Annotated in this window: 21 protein-coding genes; 12 read left to right on the plus strand and 9 right to left on the minus strand. The window is 69.9% G+C overall.

The window, feature by feature from the left end:
* The first annotated feature begins 205 nt into the window (after positions 1-205).
* From rpsA to coaE, 3 genes are all read left to right on the plus strand, one after another.
* Positions 206-1,714: a 30S ribosomal protein S1 gene (gene rpsA / locus H4N58_RS08200; protein WP_167008567.1), complete on the plus strand. Its 1,509-nt coding sequence runs from the start codon at positions 206-208 to the stop codon at positions 1,712-1,714.
* A gap of 91 nt (positions 1,715-1,805) precedes the next feature.
* Complete coding sequence (locus tag H4N58_RS08205; protein WP_182397159.1) at positions 1,806-2,585, plus strand: lipoate--protein ligase family protein; 780 nt, start codon at positions 1,806-1,808, stop codon at positions 2,583-2,585.
* Entirely contained in the window at positions 2,582-3,193 is a 612-nt protein-coding gene (gene coaE / locus H4N58_RS08210) for a dephospho-CoA kinase (protein WP_167251867.1), read from the plus strand. Before H4N58_RS08205 ends, coaE begins: the two co-directional genes overlap by 4 nt.
* Positions 3,194-3,278: 85 nt before the next feature.
* Here the strand turns inward: coaE and H4N58_RS08215 are convergent, their stop codons facing one another.
* The 4 genes from H4N58_RS08215 to H4N58_RS08230 form a co-directional block, all read right to left on the minus strand.
* Entirely contained in the window at positions 3,279-4,175 is an 897-nt protein-coding gene (locus H4N58_RS08215) for an RNA polymerase sigma factor RpoD/SigA (protein WP_167009328.1), read from the minus strand.
* A gap of 293 nt (positions 4,176-4,468) precedes the next feature.
* On the minus strand, positions 4,469-5,011 hold the full coding sequence (locus H4N58_RS08220; RefSeq protein ID WP_167008573.1) for a dihydrofolate reductase family protein: 543 nt from the start codon (positions 5,009-5,011) through the stop codon (positions 4,469-4,471).
* 49 nt (positions 5,012-5,060) lie between these two features.
* Complete coding sequence (locus tag H4N58_RS08225) at positions 5,061-7,199, minus strand: S9 family peptidase (RefSeq protein WP_167251866.1); 2,139 nt, start codon at positions 7,197-7,199, stop codon at positions 5,061-5,063.
* Complete coding sequence (locus H4N58_RS08230; protein ID WP_167251865.1) at positions 7,196-8,518, minus strand: DNA polymerase IV; 1,323 nt, start codon at positions 8,516-8,518, stop codon at positions 7,196-7,198. Before H4N58_RS08230 ends, H4N58_RS08225 begins: the two co-directional genes overlap by 4 nt.
* A 114-nt stretch (positions 8,519-8,632) precedes the next feature.
* Here H4N58_RS08230 and H4N58_RS08235 point away from each other — a divergent pair, with 114 nt between their 5' ends.
* Entirely contained in the window at positions 8,633-9,667 is a 1,035-nt protein-coding gene (locus H4N58_RS08235; RefSeq protein WP_167008582.1) for a DUF4192 domain-containing protein, read from the plus strand.
* A gap of 55 nt (positions 9,668-9,722) precedes the next feature.
* Complete coding sequence (locus tag H4N58_RS08240) at positions 9,723-11,195, plus strand: glutamate-cysteine ligase family protein (RefSeq protein ID WP_167008584.1); 1,473 nt, start codon at positions 9,723-9,725, stop codon at positions 11,193-11,195.
* A 10-nt stretch (positions 11,196-11,205) separates the two neighbouring features.
* On the opposite strand, the gene H4N58_RS08245 is transcribed toward H4N58_RS08240, so the two are convergent.
* Positions 11,206-11,664, minus strand: a complete 459-nt coding sequence (locus H4N58_RS08245) for a hypothetical protein (RefSeq protein WP_167251864.1) — start codon at positions 11,662-11,664, stop codon at positions 11,206-11,208.
* Between the two features lie 120 nt (positions 11,665-11,784).
* Here H4N58_RS08245 and H4N58_RS08250 point away from each other — a divergent pair, with 120 nt between their 5' ends.
* Together H4N58_RS08250 and H4N58_RS08255 are read left to right on the plus strand one after the other, a co-directional pair.
* A complete protein-coding gene (locus tag H4N58_RS08250) occupies positions 11,785-12,189 on the plus strand; it encodes a universal stress protein (RefSeq protein ID WP_167008589.1) in 405 nt (134 codons plus the stop codon).
* 100 nt (positions 12,190-12,289) lie between these two features.
* Positions 12,290-13,705: an RNA polymerase sigma factor gene (locus H4N58_RS08255; RefSeq protein ID WP_370465460.1), complete on the plus strand. Its 1,416-nt coding sequence runs from the start codon at positions 12,290-12,292 to the stop codon at positions 13,703-13,705.
* 84 nt (positions 13,706-13,789) lie between these two features.
* Here the strand turns inward: H4N58_RS08255 and H4N58_RS08260 are convergent, their stop codons facing one another.
* The gene (locus tag H4N58_RS08260) at positions 13,790-15,139 is read right to left on the minus strand and encodes a phytase (RefSeq protein ID WP_208322956.1); all 1,350 of its coding nucleotides are present in this window, start codon (positions 15,137-15,139) and stop codon (positions 13,790-13,792) included.
* A 134-nt stretch (positions 15,140-15,273) separates the two neighbouring features.
* Here H4N58_RS08260 and H4N58_RS08265 point away from each other — a divergent pair, with 134 nt between their 5' ends.
* Positions 15,274-15,885 (plus strand): rhomboid family intramembrane serine protease, encoded by a 612-nt coding sequence (locus H4N58_RS08265; protein ID WP_167251863.1) that lies wholly within the window; start codon positions 15,274-15,276, stop codon positions 15,883-15,885.
* Between the two features lie 6 nt (positions 15,886-15,891).
* Here H4N58_RS08265 and H4N58_RS08270 read toward each other — a convergent pair whose 3' ends face one another.
* Positions 15,892-16,503: a TetR/AcrR family transcriptional regulator gene (locus H4N58_RS08270; protein WP_167008595.1), complete on the minus strand. Its 612-nt coding sequence runs from the start codon at positions 16,501-16,503 to the stop codon at positions 15,892-15,894.
* Between the two features lie 87 nt (positions 16,504-16,590).
* Between H4N58_RS08270 and H4N58_RS08275 the strand changes: the two genes are divergently transcribed.
* Complete coding sequence (locus H4N58_RS08275; RefSeq protein WP_243843124.1) at positions 16,591-17,319, plus strand: DUF981 family protein; 729 nt, start codon at positions 16,591-16,593, stop codon at positions 17,317-17,319.
* 14 nt (positions 17,320-17,333) lie between these two features.
* On the opposite strand, the gene H4N58_RS08280 is transcribed toward H4N58_RS08275, so the two are convergent.
* Positions 17,334-17,816, minus strand: coding sequence for a DUF456 domain-containing protein (locus H4N58_RS08280; protein ID WP_167251862.1), 483 nt, complete (start codon positions 17,814-17,816; stop codon positions 17,334-17,336).
* Between the two features lie 74 nt (positions 17,817-17,890).
* Here H4N58_RS08280 and H4N58_RS08285 point away from each other — a divergent pair, with 74 nt between their 5' ends.
* Together H4N58_RS08285 and H4N58_RS08290 are read left to right on the plus strand one after the other, a co-directional pair.
* On the plus strand, positions 17,891-18,241 hold the full coding sequence (locus H4N58_RS08285) for a hypothetical protein (protein WP_167251861.1): 351 nt from the start codon (positions 17,891-17,893) through the stop codon (positions 18,239-18,241).
* Positions 18,242-18,350: 109 nt separating this feature from the next.
* On the plus strand, positions 18,351-20,381 hold the full coding sequence (locus H4N58_RS08290) for a hypothetical protein (RefSeq protein WP_167251860.1): 2,031 nt from the start codon (positions 18,351-18,353) through the stop codon (positions 20,379-20,381).
* 100 nt (positions 20,382-20,481) lie between these two features.
* On the opposite strand, the gene H4N58_RS08295 is transcribed toward H4N58_RS08290, so the two are convergent.
* A complete protein-coding gene (locus tag H4N58_RS08295; RefSeq protein ID WP_167008605.1) occupies positions 20,482-20,712 on the minus strand; it encodes a hypothetical protein in 231 nt (76 codons plus the stop codon).
* A 149-nt stretch (positions 20,713-20,861) separates the two neighbouring features.
* Here H4N58_RS08295 and H4N58_RS08300 point away from each other — a divergent pair, with 149 nt between their 5' ends.
* Positions 20,862-23,042: a type IIA DNA topoisomerase subunit B gene (locus tag H4N58_RS08300; protein WP_370465461.1), complete on the plus strand. Its 2,181-nt coding sequence runs from the start codon at positions 20,862-20,864 to the stop codon at positions 23,040-23,042.
* Positions 23,043-23,101 lie beyond the last annotated feature (59 nt).

A 23,101-nucleotide genomic window follows, 5' to 3' on the forward strand; every position in this document is an offset into this window, starting at 1 on the left:
AGCCCGCGTTGACCCTGTGACGCGCGACCCCGTACCCTTGGGGGTGCGTTGTGGACTCGCACGACCCCAGACCGAGCGGGCTCGTGCTCACGCTGCGTCGGGCCCATGTGGAGCGATTCAAACCGCCTTGTGATCACCCGCACCCAGCAAACGAGGGTCCTCTTCGCTCCGGCACGACTTCTATCCACCCAGGACTCAATCCCATATGACGAGCAGCATCCAGGCAGCACCCGCAGCGCCGCAGGTCGCGATCAACGACATCGGTAGCGAGGAGGACTTCCTCGCCGCGGTCGACAAGACCATCAAGTACTTCAACGACGGTGACATCGTCGACGGCACCATCGTCAAGGTCGATCGTGACGAGGTTCTCCTCGACATCGGCTACAAGACCGAAGGCGTCATTCCCTCGCGGGAGCTGTCCATCAAGCACGACGTCGACCCCCACGAGGTCGTCTCGGTCGGCGACGCCGTCGAGGCCCTCGTCCTCCAGAAGGAGGACAAGGAGGGGCGTCTGATCCTCTCGAAGAAGCGGGCGCAGTACGAGCGCGCCTGGGGCGACATCGAGAAGATCAAGGACGAGGACGGCGTCGTCGAGGGCACCGTCATCGAGGTCGTCAAGGGCGGCCTCATCCTCGACATCGGCCTGCGTGGCTTCCTGCCCGCGTCGCTGGTCGAGATGCGCCGTGTCCGCGACCTCGCGCCGTACGTCGGTCAGAAGCTCGAAGCGAAGATCATCGAGCTCGACAAGAACCGCAACAACGTGGTCCTGTCGCGTCGCGCCTGGCTCGAGCAGACGCAGTCGGAGGTTCGCCAGAACTTCCTCACGCAGCTGCAGAAGGGTCAGATCCGCAAGGGCGTCGTCTCGTCGATCGTCAACTTCGGCGCATTCGTCGACCTCGGTGGTGTGGACGGGCTCGTCCACGTCTCGGAGCTGTCGTGGAAGCACATCGACCACCCGTCCGAGGTCGTCCAGGTGGGCGACGAGGTTACGGTCGAGGTCCTCGACGTCGACATGGACCGCGAGCGCGTCTCGCTGTCGCTGAAGGCGACCCAGGAGGATCCGTGGCAGCACTTCGCCCGGACCCACCAGATCGGCCAGATCGTCCCGGGCAAGGTCACCAAGCTCGTCCCGTTCGGCGCCTTCGTGCGCGTCGAGGAGGGCATCGAGGGCCTGGTGCACATCTCGGAGCTCGCCGAGCGTCACGTTGAGATCCCGGAGCAGGTCGTCCAGGTCGGCGACTCGGTGATGGTCAAGATCATCGATATCGACCTCGAGCGTCGCCGCATCTCGCTGTCGCTGAAGCAGGCCAACGAGACCGAGGTCGCTCAGGACGCCGACGACTTCGATCCGACGCTCTACGGCATGGCTTCGTCGTACGACGCCCAGGGCAACTACATCTACCCCGACGGCTTCGACCCGGAGACGGGCGAGTGGCGCGAGGGCTTCGACGAGCAGCGCGAGACGTGGGAGCGGCAGTACGCCGAGGCCCACACCCGCTGGGAGGCCCACAAGAAGCAGATCGTCGACGCGGAGACCGCGGCTCGCGAGGCCGGTCAGGCCAGCAGCGGTGGCTCCTACTCGAGCGCTGCTCCGCAGGAGTCGAGCAGCCGTCCGTCCACCAACGGTGGTAGCGGCGGTGGCGGCGGCGGTGGCGCTCTCGCCTCGGACGAGGCGCTGCAGGCCCTGCGCGACAAGCTCACCGGCGGCGAGTGATCACCCGCCACGGCTGATGCCTTGAACGAGGCCCCTACCCAGTCGGGTAGGGGCCTCGTCGTTTCCCGGCCAGGCTGGGTAGCCTTGCCCCGTGCGCTTCATCCTCGATCCCAAGCCGGTGGATTCCGATCCGGTCACCGACGTGGCGATCGCGCACGCCCTGCTGAGGCAGGCGTCCGACGGCGAGATCGGTCCGACGGTCCGCATCAGCGTGCCTGGCGTCCCGACCGCGGCGTTCGGGCGCTCCGACGTCCGGCGTGCGGGCTTCGTGTCAGCGACCGAGGCGAGCCGGGCGCTCGGCTTCGCGCCGATCGTCCGTGGGGCGGGAGGCCGCGTGGCCGCATACACCGACAAGACACTGGTGATCGACCACGTGAGCCCCGATCCGGATCCGGGTACGGGGATGCGCGATCGCTTCCGCGACTACGGCGCGCTGCTCACCGGCGTCCTCCAGGAGCTGGGTGTCGATGCCCGCCTGGGCGCCGTGCCAGGGGAGTACTGCCCAGGCGAGTACAGCGTCAACGCACGTGGCGTCGCGAAGCTCGTCGGCACCGCGCAGCGCATCGTCCGCGGTGCGTGGCTGTTCAGTGCGGTCGTCGTCCTCGGCGACGGACCATCGCTGCGTGCAGCCCTTCCGATCGTCCACAACCGTCTCGAGCTCCCTCTGCGCCGGCGCTCGATCGGATCGGTGTTCGAGGAGGCGCCGGGCCTCGACGTCGACACGGTCGCGAGCACCCTGGTGCGGGCGTACGACCGGGTGACCGAGGTCGACGTCGCACCCCTCGACGACGGGACACTGGCACGGATGGAGACGCTGCGCGCCGATCACTGGCCTGTGGTCCCCGGGAGCGGCGCGAGGAGGTCTGCGTGACGCGCGTCGGGCTCACCGGGGGCATCGGCGCGGGCAAGAGTGCGGTCGCGGGGCTGCTGCGCGAGCACGGGGCCATCGTTGTCGATGCCGACGCCCTCTCCCGCGAGGTCGTCGAGCCGGGCACATCGGGCCTCGAGGCCATCGTCAAGCGCTTCGGCGAGGCGGTCCTGGACCGCGACGGCCGCCTGGATCGCCCTGCCCTGGGAGCCCTCGTCTTCGCTGACGACCAGGCACGGCGTGACCTCGAGGCGATCATCCATCCTCGTGTCCGCGCGCGGGCAGCCGAGCTGGAGGCTGCCGCCGGTCCGGGTGCCGTGGTGGTCCACGACGTGCCGCTGCTGGTGGAGACGGGCCAAGCGGGGCTGTACGACGTGGTGGTGGTCGTCGACGTCCCGGTCGAGACCCAGATCGAGCGTCTGGCGGCCAACCGCGGCATGTCGCGTGCAGCGGCGCAGAGCCGCATCGCCGTTCAAGCGACGCGTGAGCAGCGGCTCCAGGCTGCCGACGTGGTCCTCGACAACACCGGCTCCCTCGACGAGCTCGCCGATGCCGTCGGCGCGCTGTGGGAGCGCCTGTCGCTCGGAGTCGGCGAGAGCCCTCGGGCCTAGCGCCTCGTACGACGAAGGCCGGCGCCCCGACCGCGGTGGGTCGGGACGCCGGCCCCTGGAGTGCTCGGAGCTCGCTGCGCCCCCGTCAGGCGGCGAGGTCCGGGTCGGCGATCTTGCGGAGTCGCTGGATCGCCTCCCGCTCGAGCTGACGGACCCGCTCGGCGGAGATGCCGTGACGCTTGCCGATGTCGGCCAGCTTGTGCTGGCGTCCGTCGAGCAGTCCGTAACGGCAACGGATGATGTCGGCCTCACGCTCGCCGAGGTGCTCGACCAGGCCCGAGAGCCGGTCGCGCGACTCGGTGTCGAGGACCGCGTGGTCCGGGCCGGGCTGGGTCTCGCGGGCGACCAGGTCACCCAGCGAGGTGTCGCCGTCCTCGTCCACGGGGGAGTCGAGGCTGACGTGGTCGCGTCCCCACGCGAGCAGGTCGAGGACACGCTCGACAGTCATCTCGAGCTCCTCGGCGATCTCGGCGGGGTCAGGCTCGTAGCCCAGCTTGCGCTCGAGGTTACGGCGCGCGGCGCCGACCTGGTTGAGCTCCTCCACGACGTGGACGGGGAGGCGGACCACACGACCCTGCTGCGCGATGCCGCGCGTGATGGCCTGACGGACCCACCAGGTCGCGTACGTCGAGAACTTGAAGCCCTTGAGGTAGTCGAACTTCTCGACCGCGCGGATCAGGCCGGTGTTCCCCTCCTGCACAAGGTCGAGCAGCGGCATCTGGGAGCGGCCGTACTTGCGGGCGATCGACACGACGAGGCGAAGGTTGGCGGTGATGAACTCGTCGAGGGCACGCTCACCCTCGGCGACCATCCACTCGAGCTCCTCGAGCGTCGCGTACTTCGGGGCGCCGCCCTTCTTGCGCCCGACGCGTCCCTCCTCGATGAGGTGCTGGGCGAAGAGTCCGGCTTCGATGGTCTTGCTCAGCTCGACTTCCCGAGCGGCGTCGAGCAGCGGCGTACGCGAGATCTCGTCGAGGTACATCCCGACGCTGTCTCGTCCCTCGACGCGCTCGCGCACCTGAGTCGTTGCTGTCGTCACGCAGACCAGCTCCTTCACTTCGTTCGTTACTCGATCGTTGACAACACGATCGGATGCCAGTCGATTCCGTCCGGCACTGGAAACGACGAACGAAGCGTGCTATTGGTGCCGGTCTCAGGTGTTTCTTAACCGGAATCACAGCCCGCGGCGAGACCGGATCCCTTCCAGATCAGCCGAAACGCCTGCAATAGCGGGCGAATCGGCCCCTCGTACGAGACCGGCGAGGGCGATGATGGTCAGCGCGCGAGCGTGTAGGTGGCGGAGAGAAACGTACCGTCGTGACGAACGTCACCCTGCACGAGGTCGAGTCGTCGCGGCAGCAGCGGGGCGCCGGCGCCGAGCGTGACGGGGGCGTACGAGATCTCGATCTGGTCGAGGAGACCCGCATCCGCGAGCTGGCCGGCCAGGTCCCCGCCGCCGACGACCCAGACCTCTTTGCCGCCGGCCGCGGCGACGGCCTCGGCGTGAACGGCCGCCACCTCACCCTGCGCGAACCTGATGTCGGCGCCAGGGACCACCGGGAGGTCGCGGTGGGTCATCACCCAGGTCGGCGCCGCGTACGGCCAGGCGTCGGGGTTGTCGAGGAGTTGCTCGTGGTCGACCATCCACTGGTAGGTGCTGGAGCCCATGAGCATCGCCCCGAACCGCGTGGTGAGCCCCTCCATCTCGGCCGAGATGTCGTCGGACAGCGGCTGGGACAGCAGCCAGTCGAGCGAGTGGTCGGGCGTCGCGATGAATCCGTCGAGACTGCTGGCGGTGTAGTAGATCGTTCGGCTCATCCGACCGATCCTTGCGCACCACACTGACAGGAACGCCCCGTGAGCGGCGTCAGCCGTCGGACGGCACCGGCTCCTCCGGCGCGCCGAGCGTGTCGATCACCCAGGCGAGCTCGTACGCCCGCTCCTTCCAGGACTCGTAGCGGCCGCTCACCCCGCCGTGGCCCGCGCTCATCTCCGTCTTGAGGAGGACGTCGGCGCCCGCGACCGCACGCAGGCGCGCGACCCACTTGGCCGGCTCCACGTACAGGACACGGGTGTCGTTGAGGCTCGTGATGGCGAGGATCTTGGGGTAGTCCTGGGCGACGACGTTCTCGTACGGCGTGTAGGACTTCATGTAGGCGTAGACGTCGGCGTCGTGGAGCGGGTCGCCCCACTCGTCCCACTCGATCACGGTCAGCGGGAGCGACGGGTCGAGAATCGATGTGAGCGCATCGACGAACGGCACGACGGCGAGGATGCCGGCGAAGTCCTGCGGGGCGTCGTTGGCGACGGCACCCATGAGGAGGCCCCCTGCGGAGCCGCCCTCGGCGACGAGCCGCTCCGCGCTCGTCCAGCCCTGGGCGACGAGGTGGCGTGCTGCGTCGACGAAGTCGGTGAAGGTGTTCTTCTTGTGGAGCAGCTTGCCGTCGTCGTACCAGCCGCGCCCCATCTCACCACCGCCGCGCACGTGCGCGACCGCGAAGACGATGCCGCGGTCGAGCAGTGAGAGGCGGGTCACCCGGAAGCTCGGGTCCATGCTCGCCTCGTACGCGCCGTAGCCGTAGATCAGCGCCGGGGCGGTGCCGTCGCGGGGAACGCCCTTGCGGACGACCACCGAGACCGGGACGCGGGTGCCGTCGCGGGCGATCGCCCACTCGCGGTGCTGCTCGTAGGCCGTCGGGTCGTAGCCGCCGAGCACGGGCTGCTGCTTGCGCAGGACCAGCTCGCCGGTGTCGACCACGTAGTCGTACACGGTCTCGGGGGTGACGAACGAGGTGTAGCCGAGGCGGACGACGGGCTGGTGCCACTCGGGGTTGGCGCCGACGCCGCTGGTGTAGAGCGGCTCGTCGAAGACGACGGGCTCCTGGGGGCCGAGGGGCGCGCCGGGCTCGGCCGCGGGGTCGAGGCGGATCACGGACACCTGGCTGAGCGCGTCCCGGCGCAGGCTGAGGACGACGAAGTCGGCGAACGCGTCGACGTCCTCCAGCCGGGTGTCGTCGCGGGGCGCGATCTCGGTGCGCCAGTGCTCCGGGCCCGGGGTCGCCACCGGGGCGCTCGCCAGCGCGAAGTTGAGCGCGCCGTCGTTGTGCAGGATCAGGAAACGGTCCTCGCCGCCGACCACGACGTGCTCGACGGAGTATTCGATGCCCTCGCGACGTGGGGCGACGACCCGGAACTCGCCCGTGGGATCGGTCGCGTCGAGGACCCGCAGCTCGGTGGTGATCTTGGAGCCGGAGGCGATCACGAGGTAGCGGTCGCTGCGCGTCGCGCCGATGCCCGTGAAGTAGCGCTCGTCGGTCTCGTGGAAGACCAGCTCGTCGGACTCGGCGGAGGTGCCGATCGCGTGGCGCCAGACCTTGTCGGGCCGCCAGGCGTCGTCGACGGTGGAGTAGTAGAGGTGGTCCGCCGCGAAGGACCAGGTCGCGCCGTACGAGACGCCGGTGATCTCGTCGCCGAGCAGCTCGCCCGTACGGAGGTCCTTGACGCGCAGCGTGAAGCGCTCGTCGCCCTCGGTGTCGGTCGAGTACGCGAGAAGGTTGCCGTCACGGCTCACGCTCAGCGCGCCGAGCGCGAAGTAGTCGTGGCCCTCGGCCTCCGCGTTGCCGTCGAGGAGCACCTGCTCGCCCTCGACGGCGTTGGCGGAGTCGAGCTCGGGCGGCGTCCAGTCGTCGGGGCCGGCGATCGGGCGTCGGCAGTGGACGGCGTACTCGCGGCCCTCGAAGGTGCGGGCGTAGTACCACCAGTCGCCACGGCGCACCGGCACCGACAGGTCGGTCTCGAGCACCCGGGACTTGATCTCGTCGAAGAGGCGCTCGCGCAGCGGGGCGAGGTGGTCGGTCCGCTCGGCCGTGTAGGCGTTCTCGGCCTCGAGGTAGGCGAGGGTCTCGGGGTTGTCCTTGTCGCGCAGCCACTCGTAGTCGTCGACGACCTCGTCGCCGTGGTGGACGCGGACCTGCGGGTGCCGCTTGGCGACCGGAGGGGTGCTCATGGCTCGACCGTACCCGGTCGCAACGAGGGGTCGTTGACGTCGAACGTCCGCACGGGGCCGGGGCCGCTCGTACGGGTCTCGAAGCGCACGGTGACACGGCCGATGCCCGACCCCCAGACCCATCCAGGACCCAGCTCGGCGTGCACGACGTCGGCCCCGGCCGGCCACCGCGTACGGGCGCGTGCGGAGGCCACGGGGACCGCGGCGACCTTGTTGCCCTCGTCGTCGGCGGGCGGCTCCTCCTCGGTCACGAACAGGTCGTCCTGGACCCAGTCAGCCATGCCGGAGACGCCCACACCCAGCAGCCGCAGCCCGGAGGAGCTGTCGATCTCGGCCAGCAGGCCGGTCGCCGTCCGCGCGATCGTCCGGGCGTCGTCGGTCGGCCCCGCGAGCGTCGCAGAGCGTGTGTGGGTCTCGAAGTCGTGGTGGCGGATCTTGAGCGTGACCGTACGGCCGGACATGCCGCGCTCGCGCAGCCGCGCGGACAGACGCCGGCTCATCGTCGTGGCGATGTCAGCGAGGACGCGGGGGTCGGTGATGTCGGTCTCGAAGGTGTCTTCGACGCTCAGGGACTTGGTCTCGCGCTCGGCGATGACCGCACGGTGGTCGACGCCGCGGGCGAGCGCGTGCAGCGAGGTCCCGTACGCGGTCCCGAGAAGCGACGTGAGCTCCGGGACGTCGAGACCGCGCAGCTCCTCGACGGTGTGCACGCCCATCCGGCGCAGCCGCTCGGCAGTCGCTGGGCCCACGCCTGGGATGGCGCGTACGGACATCGGTGCGAGGATCTCGAGCTCCGTGCCGGGCTCTACGACGTGGATGCCGTCGGGCTTGGCGAGCTCGCTGGCGATCTTGGCGAGGAACTTGGACGAGGCGATGCCGACCGAGGCGGTGAGCCCGCCGGTGCGGTCCGTGATGTCAGCGCGGACCTGCTCGGCCAGGGCGCGGGCGCCGACGAGGTCGAGGAACCGCGACTCCTCTCCTGCGGCGAGGTCGACGAACGCCTCGTCGAGCGACAGCGGCTCGACCAGCGGCGAGATCTCCCGCAGGCGCGCCATCACGACCCGGCTGGCCTCGCGGTAGGCGTCGAACCGACCGGACAGGTAGGCCGCGTGGGGGCAGCGCGCGCGGGCCTCTGCCGTCCGCATCGCGGAGCGGACCCCGTACGCGCGTGCCTCGTACGACGCGGTCGACACCACTCCGCGGGGCCCGAGCCCGCCGACGACGACCGGCTTGCCGCGCAGCGAGGGCTTGTCGCGCTGCTCGACCGCGGCGAAGAACGCGTCGAGGTCGAGATGGAGGAAGGTGGCCTGGCGGCGCATGCGTCCATTGTGTCCGGCGGCTCCGACGCCCAGCCTGTGGACGACGTGAACGGGCGTCCACAGGCCGCGCGACGGGGACCCACGACCGCTCGCGGGCGGACCACGCTGTCTGCCATGACAGACGTGATCCGTGCCCGCACCCTCTCCGACCTCATCGGCGCCGTCCCCGCGATGTTCGGCTTCCACCCCGAGCACTCGCTGGTCGCGCTGTGCCTGAACGGCGCGCGCAGCCAGGTGGGGTTCCGCCTGCGCGTCGACCTGCCGCCGCCCGACGATGCTCCCGCTCTGGCCGAGGCGTTGGTCGGCTACCTGGTCGCGCAGCAGCCCGAGGCAGTGATCGTCCTCGCGTACGCCGATGACGACGGTGAGGCGCGCCCGGCGGTCGACGCGCTCGTGGCGCGGCTCGAGGAGGAGGGCGTGCGGCTCGCCGACGCGGCGCGCTTCGACGGGGAGCGCTTCTACTCGTACTCCTGCGACGACACCCGGTGCTGCCCGCCCGAGGGGGTCCCGTGCGACGTCGAGGGCTCGGCGGTGCTGGCGGAGGCTGTCTTCCGTGGGATGGAGATCCTCCCAGACAGGGCAACGCTCGCGCGGCGGTTCGAGCCGGTCACCGGCGCGGCACGCGATGACGTCGCCCTCGCGGCCGGGCCCGAGCTGACCGCACTCGCTGCATGCGCCGCGGGAGCGCAGGATCCGCAGCGCGACCTCCGTACGCTGCGGCGCGGACTCGACCGGGTCGTCCCGGTCCTCGACGCGGTCCTCGAGGGGGACGAGGACGAGCCGGTCGTGATCAGCGCCGAGGATCGGGCCTTGCTCGCGGTGTGGGCGTCGTTGGTCATCATCCGTGACGTAGCGTGGACGATGATCACCCACGACAACGCCGTCCGTTCGCTCGAGCTGTGGCGCCAGGTGGCCGTCAGTGCGCCGCTCCCGTTCGAGGTGCCGGCGCTCACACTCGCCGCGTTTGCCGCATGGTTGAGCGGTGACGGGGCACAGGCCCAGTGCGCGCTCGACCGGGTGCGCGTGGTCGCTCCCGACTACTCGATGGCGGTGCTGATCCAGTCGGCGCTATCGGGTTGTCTCGATCCACGCTCGTGGGTGGGGATGGGCACCGAGGAGGTGCTGCGCTCCGTGCCCGGACTCTCCTAGGCTGGAGCTGTCTGCCGACCGGTCCCGCGCGGCCGCAGAGTCCAGGAGGGGTGCGATGGGTCAAGAGGTCGACGAGCAGGTCTTCACGCGCGAGGACAGGACCGCGTTCCGTGAGAAGGTCCGTCGGAGTCTCGACGTCTTCTCGCGGATGCTCAAGGACACCCGCTTCGACGCCGCACAGCCGATGACCGGCCTCGAGATCGAGCTCAACCTTGTTGACGACAAGGGGGCTCCGGCCCTCCGAAACGCGGAGGTCCTCTCGGCGATCGCCGACGACGACTTCCAGACCGAGCTGGGTCAGTTCAACATCGAGATCAACATCGCTCCGCGGGCGCTGGACGGAGCCGGCCTGCGGACGTACGAGAAGACCGTCCGCGACGCCCTCAACCACGCCGAGGTCCAGGCACGTCCAGTCGGCGCCCACCTGATGATGATCGGCATCTTGCCAACCTTGCGGCCGGGACACATGACGCCGGCGACGATCTCTGCCAGCCCGCGCTACGCGCTGCTGTCCGAGCAGGTCCTCGCTGCGCGCGGCGAGGACATCGCCATCTCGATCGCAGGGGAGGAACGTCTGTCGACGACCTCGGAGTCGATCATGCCCGAGGCCGCGTGCACGAGCGTCCAGCTGCACCTCCAGGTCGCGCCGTCGGAGTTCGCCGCCTACTGGAACGCCTCGCAGGCCATCGCCTCGACCCAGCTCGCGCTGGGCGCTAACTCGCCGTTCTTGCTCGGCAAGCAGCTGTGGCACGAGACGCGCATCCCGTTGTTCGAGCAGGCGACAGACACGCGCTCGGAGGAGCTCAAGGCCCAGGGCGTGCGTCCGCGGGTGTGGTTCGGCGAGCGCTGGGTGACGTCGATCTTCGACCTGTTCGAGGAGAACGTGCGCTACTTCCCGGCGCTCCTGCCCGTCCTCGACGAGGAGGACCCTGAGGCCGTGCTCGCCGCTGGTGACATCCCGACGTTGTCGGAGCTGCGGCTGCACAACGGCACGATCTATCGGTGGAATCGTCCGATCTACGACGTGGTCGGCGACCGGCCGCACCTGCGAGTCGAGAACCGCGTCCTGCCCGCCGGCCCGACGGTGGTCGACACGGTCGCCAACGCGGCGTACTACTTCGGGCTCGTGCGCGCGCTCGTCGACGCCGACCGGCCGCTGTGGACGCAGATGTCGTTCAGCGCCGCCGAGGAGAACTTCACGGTGGGGGCGCGTGACGGGATCGGCGCGAGCATCTATTGGCCCGGCATCGGCACGGTCGGCGTGACCGAGCTGGTGCTGCGCCGCCTCCTGCCGCTGGCGGCGCAGGGCTTGGACGCGCTCGGCGTCGACCCTGCCGACCGCGACTTCTATCTCGGCATCATCGAGCAGCGCTGCCTCACCGGGCGCAACGGCGCGACCTGGCAGATCGAGCGGTTCCGGACGCTGTACGAGCGGGCAGGGACCGATCGTGCAGAAGCGCTGCGGGCCATGACGCAGGACTACCGCGAGCGGATGCACGCCAACGAGCCGGTGCACACCTGGGACTGAGCGCGACTCCTCAGGCGCGCGCGCGTCGCTGTCGCCAGGTCGTGCCGTCGGGCAGGCTCAGCCAGCCGGCGTGCGTCACGACTAGGAGGGGCTGGACCGGCGTCGTCGTGGCGTGCCGCAGCCACGCCGTGTGCCAGGCCAGATCGTCGGCGCTCGGGCGCAGCGCCCCCGTCCGTTCCCAGACCGCGAGCGGCCACCGGGAGGCATCGTCGTACGGGCCGAGGAGGCGCCGCGTGATCTCGCCCCTCAGCCAGCCGTCGAGCTTGCCGGCGACGCGCGGCGACGCCGACCACCGACCCAACGGCGTGGCTCGCGCGGTGTCGTACGCCCACACGGTGAGGGCCGGCTCGTGTCTGCCGCCGGCGTACGCGCGCGCCCTCCGCGCGACCAGCTCTTGGGCGAGCCGCAGCGCCACGTCGGGGTCGACTCCGAGCAGCGGTGGGTGGGGGAGTGGAGGGCGCGCGGTCATGCCTTCAGCGTGTGTCCGGCGCGACGGAGTGTGCGGCGCCTGTCCACACCCTCGTGCCGGGTGCCGAGACGGGGCGATCGGGGATAGTGTCGGGACCACATTGACACTGGGAGGTCGAGGATGGGCACGATCGTCGTGGGATATGTCCCGAAGCCCGAGGGCCGCGCGGCTCTCGCACGAGCCGTCGAGGAGGCGAAGCTTCGGGGGGCGCACCTCGTGGTGGTCAACTCCCACCGCGGTGGACGGGACTTCGACGACGAGGACGCCGTGAAGACCGAGGAGCAGCTCGCCGAGGTGCGTGCCCAGCTCACGGACTCCGGCGTCGACTCCGAGGTCCGCCAGCTGGTCCGCGGCATGGATCCCGCCGACGATCTCGTGAAGGTCGCCAACGAGACGGGCGCCGACTTCATCGTGATCGGCCTGCGCCGACGTTCGCCGGTCGGCAAGCTCATCCTCGGGAGCAACGCGCAGCGGGTCCTTCTCGACTCGACGTGCCCCGTGCTCGCCGTCAAAGCCAGCAGCTGATCGGGCGTCCGTAGGATCGACGTGGCGGCCCTGGCCAAGCGACGACCGTCCCCAAAGGTCGCGTTTCGGTCACGGTCCGTGCGTCGGGCCGAGGCGGTTCGTGGTTCGGCCCGCGCGCGTGGCACACTGGACGGTGCCGCGGTTGACGGGAGGCCGGTTGACCGCGCCCTCGAACGCTCGCAGCGACCTTTTGGTCCGAACACCCCAAGGGAGTCACCTCGTGGTTTCAGCGCCCGACAGTCGAGCACGGAAGACAGTCGTAGCGGAGGCTGGGTCCCGCACCACCGTCAAGGCGACGACCGAGCAGGGCGCCAAGGCACCCGCCAAGAAGGCCGCCCCGGCGAAGAAGGCCGCCGCCAAGAAGGCTCCGGCCAAAAAGGCGCCCGCCAAGAAGACGTCGGCCAAGAAGTCCGCTGCCGTCGACGTCACCGCCAACGCGATCATCGTCGACGAGAACGGCAAGAAGATCCTCCCCGACATCCCCGACGAGGTGTTCGTGAAGGATCTCAAGACCGACCCGACGCTCAAGGAAGACGAGGCGTCGGGCTTCACGATCTCGGCCGCCGACGACACCGACGAGCCGGAGCAGCAGGTCACCGTCGCCGGTGCGACCGCCGACCCGGTCAAGGACTACCTCAAGCAGATCGGCAAGGTCTCGCTGCTCAACGCCGGCCAGGAGGTCGAGCTGGCCAAGCGGATCGAGGCCGGCCTCTTCGCCGAGGAGCAGCTCGCGACCGCCAAGCGGCTCTCGGAGTCGATGCGCGAGGAGCTCGAGTGGATCGTCGAGGACGGTCGCCGCGGCAAGAACCACCTCCTCGAGGCCAACCTGCGACTCGTCGTCTCGCTGGCCAAGCGCTACACCGGTCGCGGCATGCTCTTCCTCGACCTGATCCAGGAGGGCAACCTGGGTCTGATCCGTGCGGTCGAGAAGTTCGACTACACCAAGGGCTTCAAGTTCTCCACCTACGCGACGTGGTGGATCCGCCAGGCGATCACCCGCGCAATGGCCGACCAGGCCCGCACCATCCGCATCCCGGTGCACATGGTCGAGGTCATCAACAAGCTGGCCCGTGTCCAGCGGCAGATGCTGCAGGACCTGGGCCGCGAGCCCACCCCGGAGGAGCTCGCCAAGGAGCTCGACATGACTCCGGAGAAGGTCGTCGAGGTACAGAAGTACGGTCGCGAGCCGATCAGCCTCCACACGCCGCTCGGCGAGGACGGCGACTCGGAGTTCGGTGACCTCATCGAGGACTCCGAGGCGATCGTCCCGGCCGACGCCGTGTCGTTCACGCTCCTGCAGGAGCAGCTGCACGCGGTCCTCGACACGCTGTCCGAGCGCGAGGCAGGTGTGGTCTCGATGCGCTTCGGCCTCACCGACGGCCAGCCCAAGACGCTCGACGAGATCGGCAAGGTCTACGGCGTGACCCGCGAGCGGATCCGCCAGATCGAGTCCAAGACGATGAGCAAGCTGCGTCACCCGTCGCGCTCGCAGGTTCTGCGCGACTACCTCGACTGAGCGGCACGCTTCAGAGCGACGACGAGCGCCGCGTACGGGATCCCGTACGCGGCGCTCGTGCGTGCGGACGTCCGGCCGCCGCGCTCAGCGGCGGTGCAGCGCGCCCGCGTCGACGAGCTTGAAGTTGGTGCTGACGCGCTGCTCGCCGTCGGCGCCCGTCTCGTACGGGGTCGCCTCGCCGTCGTGGACGACGAGCAGGCCTCGAGGGAAGGCGCGCCCGAGCGGCGTCGTCACCACCGCCGCGCCGTCGCTGTGCTGGACGCCGTCGGTCGCCGTCGAGTCGCTGATCGCGAAGGTGCGCTCGGCCGCCCACCCACGATCGATCCGGAACGTCGTGAACGTGCTGCCACCTTGGCTGGATGCCACGAGGGTGCGCCTGCCGCCAGACCCGTACGCGATCGTCAGCCCCTCGGCATCGGCGCTCAGATGCCGGCCGCCTGAGGCGGAGGTGCCGGTGACGGTGCACTCCTCGGTCTGCGGGTCGTACGTCGACGGCGCCCCGAACTCCCGGACACGCTCAACGAGGGTCGGACGACCGAGCGCCTCGGCGCCCAGCGGGACCCGCCAGACACCGACGTCCTCCTGCGCCGCATACAGGATGTCGGCCTCTGTGTCGACGACCATGCCCTCGACCTGCGGTCCCTCACCGGGCTCTCCGCACGGCGTCCAGCTGCCACCCTCGTCACGGGCGAACGTCGAGGGGAGGACGACCTCGTCGACCGGTGCGTACGTGACGGTGCCCCGAGAGGTCACGACGACGCGGAACAGGCCGACCGTCGTCCGATTGCGCTGACTCACGACGACGTACGGAAGGCCACCCGCAGGGTCTGGGCGGACAGTGAGTCCGTACCCCGTGTTCTGCTCCTCGACGGATGCCTCGTCGGGCGAGAACAGTCGGGGTGCCGTGGCGTCCGTGACGTCGCGGAGGGCGGCTCCGCGTCGGGCGCCGTCGTCGTCGATCGCGTAAAAGCGCAGGCGGTCGCGGCCGCGGTCGCTGACGACGGCGAGGTCTGTACGGGCGCCGCCCAGGCGGACACCGAGGGCGAGGTCGACGTTGTTGAACCGGCTCGCCTCGAGCCCGTCGGCGGGCGCGACGGGGGCATCGACGTGCTGGACGAGCCGCCCGCGAAGGTCGTACGCGTCGAGGCCGCCGTTCTTGAGCGTGCCGAGGACGAGGCTGTGCGTGCGCTCGCGGGGCGCGACCCAGATGGCCGCGTCGTCGGCGTCGGCGTCGCCGCCGGCCTCGTCGTCGAAGACGGCTCGCGTCTCGAGCGCCGCGGCGATCGTGCGCGGGTGGGTGGGGCGCCCGTCGCCCGGGCGGGTGCCCGTCGGAGCCAGGGTGGCCGTGGCGGCGGCCGCGGTGGCGCAGGTGACGACGCACAGCGCGCTGACCAGCGAGGCGAGAAGCGTACGAAGGCGGGGTGGTCGGGCCACGGGAGCTCCTGAGGTCGGTGGGGTCTGACCACCCCCACCCTGGTGTCGCCCAACGACGTCCAGGTGGCGCCGAGGTGGACGTCGGACGACGCGTTGGGGACCTCCTGGTTGCCCGTCGCGGATAGCCTGGGTCCATGTCGTCGACGAGCACCCCAGCGCGCCGGTCGTACCTCGCTCCCGTGGTCCCGGTGCTCGTGCTGCTCGGGGTCATGTGGCTGCTCGAGATCTTCGACGCGCTGCCTGGGGTGTTCCTCGACCAGCACGGGATCCGGCCCCGTGACACCGGCGGCCTGTACGGGGTGGTCGCGGCGCCGTTCCTGCACGGCGGCTTCGACCACCTGATCGCCAACACCACCGCGTTCCTCGTGCTCGGCATCTTGCTGGCGTACACGGCGAGGGGGCGGTTCTGGCCGGCGACGCTCGGCATCGTGCTCATCGGCGGGATCGGGACGTGGCTCATCGGAGTTCCGTACACGGTCCACATCGGGGCGAGCGGCGTGATCTACGGCTATGCGGCGTTCCTCGTCGTCTGGGGGATCGTCACGCGACGCGTGCTCGCTGTGCTGGTCGCGGTCGTCGTGGCGATCCTGTACGGCGGGATCGTCGGCGGGATCCTGCCGGGGCAGGCGGGCGTGTCGTGGGAGGGCCACCTGATGGGCGCCGTCGCGGGCGTCGTCATGGCGTGGTGGCTCGGACGCCGCGACAACCACGAGCGTCGGGTGCAGCGGCGGAACCAGGCGTACTGAGCCCGCTCACGCCTGCGGGCGCTCCTTGTCGATCAGGGTGAGGATCCTCGCGACGGTCAGCGCGGCGTCGTCGATCACGTGCTCGCTGCCGCGTGCGCGGGCGTACATGAGCCCCGCGTCGATGACCTGAGCCAGGAGTTCGAGGTCGTCCGGCTCGGGCGGAGGGTGACCGCTGCGCGTGACGACGGTGGCGAGCGCATCGAGGAGCCGCGGCCGTGAGGCGGTCATGGTGGGACGCAGGCGCTCGTTGCGCTGGGCGGCCAGCATCGGCTCGAGCCGCCGGGTGACGACATCCTCGGCGACGTGTGGCGCGTAGGCGACGTCGATCAGCAGCCGGGCGACCTCGAGGGCTGTGCGGGGCTTCTCCTCGAGGGAATTGGCCTGGGCGTGTGCGGCCTCGGTCCGTTGCTCCTCCGCGGCGTCGACGGCGGCGGCGTACAGCTCGTCGTGCGAGGGGAAGTAGTACGACGCGGTGCCGGCAGGAAGGCCCGCGGCGAGAGCGACCCCGCGGTAGGTGACAGCGTCCGGACCCTCCTCGATGAGCAAGCGGCCTGCCGCGGAGCGTAGGGCGTCGAGCTTTTCCGCGCTGCGGGCCTGACGGGGCGAGCGTACGGCCATGGGACTCCTTCGCGTTGCCGGAATACTACGAGGTCCCAAGAAGTTATACATACGTATCACTTCTAGCCCATGAAAGGGGATGACGAGATGGTCCTCGCAGAGGGTCTCAAGATCGACTGGGCGACGATGCCCACCTACAACACGATCATGTCGGTCGCCGTCGGCGCCGGGCTGATCGGACTGGTCTGGCTGGCTCGCGACTTCCGCAAGGATCCGCAGAGCATCAGCCCCGCAGGATGGGCGCTCAACTTCGGCGCGCTCGGCACGATCCTGACGCTGACCGGCGCGCACATGACGCTCACCTGGCCCCTGGCGGCCGGTGGCTTCCCCTTCGACAACATCATCTTCGGCGAGACCAGCCTCGGCTTCGGCGTGCTGCTGCTCTTCGCGGCGTTCGCCCTGTGGCGTCGCGGTGACGCGATCCTCGCTGCCGAGAACCCGCGCGAGGCCGTCAAGGCGCTCGTGAAGCCGATCGGCGTGTTCGTCTTCGGGCTCGGCCTCGGCCTCCTAGGCATCGCCGTCGCGGGCGTGAAGTATCAGCTGTTTGCCGCTCCGCCGGAGGAGCCGATCTCGGGTGCGTTCGCCGAGTGGCCTCTCGTCGAGGCGATCTTCATGTCGGGCCTCATCGCGCTCGTCGGCGTCGGGGCCCTGCTGTTCCCGTTCGCCGTCAATCGCCTCGGGCGTGGCGTGCGGGCCGGGCGCGACTGGATCGCGTCGGTGACCGGCTGGGTCTGGGGGATCACCGGTGTCGCGTTCCTGCTGTTCGGCGCGATGAACTTCTTCACCCACATCGGCCTCATCGTCAACACGATGTAACGACGCGGTGGTGGTCAGGTCGCGACGACCCCGACCACCCAGACCGTGGTCGACAGGAGGCCGCCGGTGAGCTCGATGAGAATCGAGAGGCCGGCGGCCTTCATCGCGTGCTTGGTGGCCGTCCATGCGGCCGAGTGGATGCGGAGCCGGTTGAGCTCCCACGCGTACACGCCCAGGACGAAGCCCACGAACAGCCCGACGAACGGGATCACGAAGAACCCGACGACGCCGAGCACTCCGCCTGCGAGCATCGCCCGGCCGGGGACGCCTGCCTCTTTGAGGCGCTTGCCGGGGATCAGGTACTGGACGACCAGGGTCAGCGCGTAGAGCACCGTGCAGACGCCGAACACGACCCACCCGGTGGCCGAGCCGGTGGCGAACGCCCAGACGCCGATCGCGGCCCAGATCAGCAGCGAGCCGGGCAGGACGGGGACCACGATCCCCACAAGGCCGACGAGGATGGCCAGGCCGACGAGGACGGTGCCGAGGGTTCCCATGGGGGAAGGGTGCCAGACGGGGGTTGAGTACGAGGACGCTGCCGTCGGGGCAACAGCCGACCGATGATGGGAGCGTGACGCAACGAGTTCGTACGGCGGCCGTGCTGGTGGTGCTCCTGCTCACCCTCGCGGGGTGCGGGCACTCCTGGGACTGGAAGCAGGCCGACCTCGACCGCAACCGGCTCAACCTCGGGCTTTTCCGGGGTGCGGACACGGGGGAGAAGCTCGGCACGTGGGTACGTGTCGGTGAGGTCGTCGCCACCGACGGGACCCGCGATGGTGGCGACCTCGCCGTGGTCGTCCGGTACGAGCGGACGGTCACTGAAGGATGGGGCGGCGCAGAGAAGGTCGAGCGCTCCTGCTTTCAGTTCATCCCGGATGCGGACGGGAGCGCCGTGGAGTTTGGTCCGACGGACTGCCCGTGAGTCGGCGTCCCGAATCGTTACGTGACGCATCTATCGCAGGGGCCTTCTGCTGAGATAGAAACACTCCGAGTGTCACGTTCGGTACGTGACCTGGCTGGAGGATCACGTGATGATCGGACGACGGCCGCGCCTGGCGGCCATGGTGGCGACCTCGCTGGGCGGGGTGCTGGTGGCGGGTGTGCTGGCGGTGGCGCCGGGCAGCGCAGCAGGCGAGACGACCACAGCCGCAGAGCCGGCCGCGCTCGGGTGGGCGAGCACGAGCCTCTCGCGGAACAGCGGGATCGTCGGGTCCCACGGACGATCGGTCGCTGTTGCCCAGCCGGGCGTCACGCCCGCGGGTGCCGATCGGTCCTCGGTGCGTATCTCCCGCGACGGTGGTCGTACCTTCGGTCCGTCCAAGGACGTCACGGGGAGACCGCTCGACGTGACTGTCGACGCCGAACGGCTTTGGGTCGTCTCCAGGGTGCCCGGGCAGGTGCGGGAGCTCGTCGTGCAGTCGTGGGATCTCGACGGCGGATCGGTGGTGTCGGCCGCGCGGGTGACCGCACCCAGCGCGATCAAGGAAGCGGTTCTCGCGATCGACGGTGAGGACCTCGTCCTCGCGGCCGGTCTGGACGGGGGCGCGGTCGTCACCGTCGGCAGCGCCGATTCTGGACGGACGTGGGCTACCCCGGTTGCCGTTGCCTCGAGCTGGGTCGTGGGCATCGACGCCGCAGTCGTCGGCGATCGCGTCGTTCTCGCCTACGGCGTCCGGCCCGACGACTGGGCCACCGAGGTGAGGACGACCGACGACCACGGTGCGACATGGAGCGGCGCCCGTAGCCTCGCCATGGACGGAACCCTCTCGCCGAGCCTCGCGGTGACCGCGCGGGGGGTGAGCCTCGCTGTGGTGGTCGATCGGGCGGTCACCGTGCGGACGTCCATCGACGGGAACGAATGGAGCGGGCCGATGTCGGTCATGCCCGTGCCGAGCGGTGAGATCGGCGCCAGCATCGCTGCCTACGGCGACGCGGTATACGCGACCTCCGACGGCACCCGGATCTTCGGAACGAGGGACGGATCCGACTGGAAAGAACTAGTCTCGCCCGCACCGCTGCGAGCGATGTTCCCGACGCTCGCTCCGGACGACATCGACGGATTCGTCGCGACCGACGACGGCGTGGGAGTTCTTAACGGCGGCGTGCTGGTGCGTGGCTACCGGGACCAGCACGCGCCCTCCGCCCGCTTCACGGCAGTTCCGCCCGCGATCACCCGCGTGCCGAACCAGGTCGTGCGGTTCACCTCGAGCGATCCCGACGGCCCGGGCGCCTGGGTGCGCTACGAGTGTGCCTTCGGCGCGAACGACTTCCGCCCGTGCTCCAGCCCGCACAGCCTCGCGGAGTGGTACCCGCACCTGAGCGACTCGTACCAAACTCTGCGCGTCCGTGCTTTCGACGCGGCCGGCCGTGTCTCGCCCGTCGTGACGACTCGCTGGATCCTCGACCAGGCAGCGCCGGAGCCTCCGTACCGTACGACCGAGCAGGAGATCACGACCGCCTCGCGGCACACCTTCCGCTGGCGAGGGAGCGACGCCGACTCGGGGATCGCCTCGTACGACCTCCGATGGTCGTCGACCGCTCAGACGGCCTCGCGGATGTCGCGCGCGTGGCGTTCGGCGGGAGGCGTCAGGGGCACCTCGGTCCGCCTGGGCGTTGCGCGCGGCAAGGTCACCTGCCTTCAGGTGCGCGCTCGCGACCGCGCAGGACTCGCCTCGGCATGGTCCCAGCCCGACTGCATCGCGCGCCCGTACGACGACCGTTCGCTTGCACGCTCGGGGACCACCAAGAAGGTCCGCGACAAGCGCTTCTACGGCGGATCGGCCACCCGTCTGACGCGCAAAGGTCGCCTGACCTTGCGGGGCGTCGAGGCGGGGTCGGTCGTCCACGTCGTCTACAAGAAGTCCCCGCGCATGGGTGCCGGGATCCTTCGCCCGCGGGGCAACGTCAACTACCTCTTCGGTGAGCGCGGGACGACGCGCTTCCGCGCGGCCTGGCGTTTCCACGACAACGTGCGGCGCCCTGGCCCGGTGTCGGTACGGGTCTCTGAGCCCGGCGCGATCATCATCGACGGGCTGGCGGTGCTGCCGCGCTGGGCACGGTAAAGCCTCGGCCCGTCCTGACCGACCGTACACGCGAGGGGCCCCGTACCAGTGCTGGTACGGGGCCCCTCGTCAGGTCGTGCGGTGATCAGCCGGCGGGAGGTCAGATCTCCTCGGCCGGCGCCGTCGCCGGAGTGCCGGTGAGCTTGTCGGACTCGTCGTGGATGTTCGCGGCGACCTCGCGCAGCTTTGCGTCGTGGGCGCGTGCGTGGTGTGCGCAGAACAGGAGCTCGAAGCCGCTCGCGAGCTCGGCGCGTACGTAGGCCTGGGCTCCACAACGGTCGCAACGATCAGCGGCGCTGAGGGCAGCGGTGGGGGCGACAGCAGTTGTCACGTCTGACCTCTTCTCTTCCAAGTCGGACCAGGCGGTCCTTCAGGATCAACATCCAACCATGGGAACGTGTTCCCCTGTCGGTCATCTGGAGGATGCCCGACCGTTCGACCGTACCCGTCCTCGTCAACCTGGCTCGTCCAGGCTCGACGGTGTGGTCTGCGACACGCGTCCCGCCCGCCGCCGACGGTGCACCGAGTTCGTCGGACCCGCTCGGTAGATTGGCCCCGTCGCGCCCGGCCACCCCGGGCCGTACGTCGCAGAAGGAGCCTGTCATCGACACCGAGTACAACGCCCGCAACCTCCTCGTCCTGGAGGGCCTGGAGGCGGTCCGCAAGCGCCCCGGCATGTACATCGGCTCCACCGACACCCGCGGGCTCATGCACTGCCTGTGGGAGATCATCGACAACGCGGTCGATGAGGCGCTCGGCGGGTTCTGCGACCGCATCGAGGTCGTGCTCCATCCCGACGGCTCCGTCGAGGTCCACGACAACGGTCGCGGCATCCCCGTCGACACCGAGACCAAGACCAAGCTCTCCGGCGTCGAGGTCGTCTTCACCAAGCTGCACGCGGGCGGCAAGTTCGGCGGCGGCTCGTACGTGGCGACGGGCGGACTCCACGGCGTCGGCGCCTCGGTGGTCAACGCCCTGTCGGAGCGTCTCGACGTCGAGGTCGCCAAGGACGGCGCGCGGTGGGAGATGTCGTTCCGTCGTGGCGCCCCGGGCGAGTTCGCCGGCGACACCCCCGACACGACGTTCACCCCGAAGAGCGGCCTGCGCAAGATCGGGCGGATCAAGAAGACGACGACCGGCACGCGCGTCCGCTACTGGGCCGACCACCAGATATTCATCAAGGGCGCCCAGTTCTCGTACGACGAGCTCGTCACCCGTGCCCGGCAGACGTCGTTCCTGGTCCCGGGCCTCGAGATCGTGCTCCGCGACGAGCGCGGCCCGGAGAAGCTCGAGGAGTCGTTCAAGCACGACGGGGGCATCGGCGAGTTCTGCGAGTTCCTGGCGCCCGACCCGGCCGTCTCCGACGTCCTGCGCCTGACGGGCACCGGCCACTTCACCGAGACCGTGCCGCTGCTCGACGACCTGGGCCACATGACCCCGCAGGACGTCGAGCGCGACCTCGACGTCGACGTCGCCGTTCGCTGGGGCACCGGTTATGAGACGACCCTGCGGTCGTTCGTCAACATCATCGCGACGCCCAAAGGTGGCACCCACGTCACGGGCTACGAGCGGGCGCTGACGAAGACGTTCAACGAGGTGCTCCGCGCCAACCGCCAGCTCAAGGCCGGCGACAAGGACGTCATCAAGGACGACATCCTTGAGGGCATGACAGCGGTGGTGACCGTACGGCTGGCCGAGCCGCAGTTCGAGGGGCAGACCAAGGAGGTCCTCGGCACGCCGCCGGTGACCCGGATCGTCGCCAAGGTCGTCTCCGACGAGCTGAAGGCGTTCCTCACGTCCACCAAGGCTGCTCAGAAGGCGAAGGCACGCGCGGTCATGGAGAAGGTGGTCGCCGCCGCGCGCACCCGCGAGATGGCCCGCCAGCAGCGCGAGACGCAGCGCCGCAAGAGCGCCCTCGAGTCCAGCTCGCTCCCGGCCAAGCTCGCCGACTGCCGCAGCAACGACAACGACCGTACGGAGCTGTTCATCGTCGAGGGCGACTCCGCGCTCGGCACGGCCAAGTCGGCGCGCTCGTCGGAGTTCCAGGCGCTGCTGCCGATCCGCGGCAAGATCCTCAACGTCCAGAAGTCGTCGGTCGCCGACATGCTCAAGAACGCCGAGTGCAGCTCGATCATCCAGGTCGTCGGCGCCGGTTCCGGCCGGTCGTTCGACCTCGAGCAGGCGAGGTACGGCCGGATCATCTTCATGGCCGACGCCGACTCCGACGGCGCCCACATCCGCTGCCTGCTGGCAACGCTGTTCTTCCGCTACATGCGTCCGCTCGTCGAGGCGGGGCGTGTCTTCTCGGCCGTGCCGCCGCTGCACCGCATCGAGCTGGTCAACCCCAAGAAGGGGATGGACAAGTACGTCTACACGTACTCCGACCCCGAGCTCCAGCGCAAGCTCGCCGAGCTCACCAAGAAGGGCATGCGCTGGAAGGACCCGATCCAGCGCTACAAGGGCCTCGGTGAGATGGATGCCGACCAGCTCGCGGAGACCACGATGGACCCGCGCCGCCGTACGCTGCGCCGCATCACCGTCGACGACGCCGAGGACGCGAGCGAGGTCTTCGAGCTGCTGATGGGCAACGAGGTTGCGCCGCGCAAGGAGTTCATCGTGCAGGGCGCGTACGAGCTCGACGCGGACCGCATCGACGCCTGACGAGGAACCCGACAAAAGGACCCGACGTTTCACCCCCAGATCCGGGGTGGAACGTCGGG

This window comes from Mumia sp. ZJ1417, assembly GCF_014127285.1.
GTDB lineage: Bacteria > Actinomycetota > Actinomycetes > Propionibacteriales > Nocardioidaceae > Mumia.

Excerpts from the sequence above, each read along its gene's own strand:
- H4N58_RS08270 (WP_167008595.1), bottom strand. The coding sequence starts at position 16,503 with ATGGCCGTACGCTCGCCCCGTCAGGCCCGCAGCGCGGAAAAGCTCGAC.
- H4N58_RS08280 (WP_167251862.1), bottom strand. The coding sequence starts at position 17,816 with ATGGGAACCCTCGGCACCGTCCTCGTCGGCCTGGCCATCCTCGTCGGC.
- H4N58_RS08290 (WP_167251860.1), top strand. The coding sequence starts at position 18,351 with ATGATCGGACGACGGCCGCGCCTGGCGGCCATGGTGGCGACCTCGCTG.
- H4N58_RS08220 (WP_167008573.1), bottom strand. The coding sequence starts at position 5,011 with ATGAGCCGAACGATCTACTACACCGCCAGCAGTCTCGACGGATTCATC.
- H4N58_RS08230 (WP_167251865.1), bottom strand. The coding sequence starts at position 8,518 with ATGCGCCGCCAGGCCACCTTCCTCCATCTCGACCTCGACGCGTTCTTC.
- H4N58_RS08225 (WP_167251866.1), bottom strand. The coding sequence starts at position 7,199 with ATGAGCACCCCTCCGGTCGCCAAGCGGCACCCGCAGGTCCGCGTCCAC.
- H4N58_RS08245 (WP_167251864.1), bottom strand. The coding sequence starts at position 11,664 with ATGACCGCGCGCCCTCCACTCCCCCACCCACCGCTGCTCGGAGTCGAC.
- H4N58_RS08250 (WP_167008589.1), top strand. The coding sequence starts at position 11,785 with ATGGGCACGATCGTCGTGGGATATGTCCCGAAGCCCGAGGGCCGCGCG.
- H4N58_RS08275 (WP_243843124.1), top strand. The coding sequence starts at position 16,591 with ATGGTCCTCGCAGAGGGTCTCAAGATCGACTGGGCGACGATGCCCACC.
- H4N58_RS08215 (WP_167009328.1), bottom strand. The coding sequence starts at position 4,175 with ATGTACCTCGACGAGATCTCGCGTACGCCGCTGCTCGACGCCGCTCGG.
- H4N58_RS08265 (WP_167251863.1), top strand. The coding sequence starts at position 15,274 with ATGTCGTCGACGAGCACCCCAGCGCGCCGGTCGTACCTCGCTCCCGTG.
- rpsA (WP_167008567.1), top strand. The coding sequence starts at position 206 with ATGACGAGCAGCATCCAGGCAGCACCCGCAGCGCCGCAGGTCGCGATC.
- H4N58_RS08240 (WP_167008584.1), top strand. The coding sequence starts at position 9,723 with ATGGGTCAAGAGGTCGACGAGCAGGTCTTCACGCGCGAGGACAGGACC.
- H4N58_RS08235 (WP_167008582.1), top strand. The coding sequence starts at position 8,633 with ATGACAGACGTGATCCGTGCCCGCACCCTCTCCGACCTCATCGGCGCC.